Raw genomic sequence first — 1,747 nt, 5'->3', positions numbered from 1 at the left:
GCGAGGCGGCGGCGGCCGGAGCGGCCGCCGCGGACGCGCCGCAGGCCCTGCTGCACCGGCTGGCCGGACTCGGCGAGCCGCAGCGGGCCCGGGTGCTGCTGGAGCTGGTCCGCTCGCACGTCGGCCTGATCCTGGGCTTCTCCCCGCAGGAGAGCGTGTCGGCCGACCGCGGCCTCCTGGAGCTCGGCTTCGACTCGCTGACCGCCGTCGAACTGCGCAACCGGCTGCGCGCGGCCACCGGCCTGCGGCTGCCCGCCACCCTGCTCTTCGACCACCCGAGCACGACCGCGATCGCCGCGCACCTCGGCGAGCAGCTGGTCCCGGCGCCCGCCGAGCCGCAGGTCGCCGGGCTGGCCGAACTGGAACGGCTGGAACAGGCGCTGGCCGCCGACCCGCTGGACCCGGCGCTGGCCGGGCGGCTCCAGGCCCTGCTCTCCCGGGTCGCCCCGGACGCCTCCGGCGGCCCGGCGGACGGACTGGAGGAACGGATGGCCACGGCCGGCGACGACGACCTCTTCGACTTCATCGAGAACGAGCTGGGGCTGTCATGACGGACACGCCGCCGGACCCGCGTGCCCCGCACCCCCGCAACCCGCTGACGAAGGTGACCACCGGTGAATGACGACAAGCTGCGCGACTACCTCAAGCGTGTCGCGACCGACCTGCACCGCACCCGCCAGCGACTGCAGGAGGTCGAGGCCAAGGACCACGAGCCGATCGCCGTCGTCGCGATGAGCTGCCGCTACCCCGGCGGGGTCACCTCGCCCGAGGAGCTCTGGGAGCTGGTCGCCGGCGGTGTCGACGCCGTCACCCCGTTCCCGGCCGACCGCGGCTGGGACCTGGACGCGCTGGTCGACAAGGACCGCGGACGGCCGGACACCAGCTACGCCGACGAGGGCGGCTTCCTGAGCGGGGTCGGCGCCTTCGACCCCGGCCTCTTCGGCATCTCGCCGCGCGAGGCGCTGGCCATGGACCCGCAGCAGCGGCTGCTGCTGGAGACCGGCTGGGAGGCCTTCGAGCGCGCCGGGATCGACGCCCGCACGCTGCGCGGCAGCCGCACCGGCGTCTTCCTCGGCGTGATGTACCAGGACTACGCGGTGCGGCTGCGCCGGGTGCCCGAGGACGTCGCCGGATACCTGGGCAACGGCAGCTCCGACAGCGTCGCCTCCGGCCGGATGGCCTACACCTTCGGCCTGGAGGGCCCCACGCTCAGCGTGGACACCGCCTGCTCCTCCTCGCTGGTGGCGATCCACCTGGCCGCGCAGGCGCTGCGCTCCGGCGAGTGCACGCTGGCGCTGGCCGGCGGCGCGATGGTGATGTCCACCCCGGTGCCGTTCGTGGAGATGAGCCGGCAGGGCGGGATGGCCGCCGACGGCCGCTGCAAGTCCTTCTCGGCGGACGCGGACGGCACCGGCTGGGGCGAGGGCGTCGGTCTGCTGCTGCTGGAGCGGCTCAGCGAGGCGCGCCGCAACGGGCACCCGGTGCTCGCCGTCGTCCGGGGCACGGCGGTCAACCAGGACGGCGCCAGCAGCCGGCTGTCCGCGCCCAACGGCCCGGCCCAGCAGCGGGTGATCCGCCAGGCGCTGGCCGCCGCACGGCTGGGCGTCGCCGACGTCGACGTGGTCGAGGCGCACGGCACCGGCACACCGCTGGGCGACCCGATCGAGGCCCAGGCGCTGCTCGCCACCTACGGGCAGGACCGCCCGGCGGACCGGCCGCTGCTGCTGGGCTCGCTGAAGTCCAACAT

Annotated in this window: 2 protein-coding genes; both read left to right on the top strand. The window is 75.4% G+C overall.

The window, feature by feature from the left end; translation table 11 throughout:
• On the top strand, window positions 1-551 hold a 551-nt coding region (locus tag ABZY91_RS41965; protein ID WP_355409505.1), incomplete at its 5' end, for an acyl carrier protein.
• A 63-nt stretch (window positions 552-614) separates the two neighbouring features.
• A partial coding sequence (locus ABZY91_RS41960) for a beta-ketoacyl synthase N-terminal-like domain-containing protein (RefSeq protein ID WP_355409503.1) occupies window positions 615-1,747 on the top strand: 1,133 nt, incomplete at its 3' end.

The organism is Kitasatospora sp. NPDC002965, assembly GCF_040611255.1.
GTDB lineage: Bacteria > Actinomycetota > Actinomycetes > Streptomycetales > Streptomycetaceae > Kitasatospora.
This window is presented reverse-complemented; position numbering and strand designations above follow the sequence as displayed.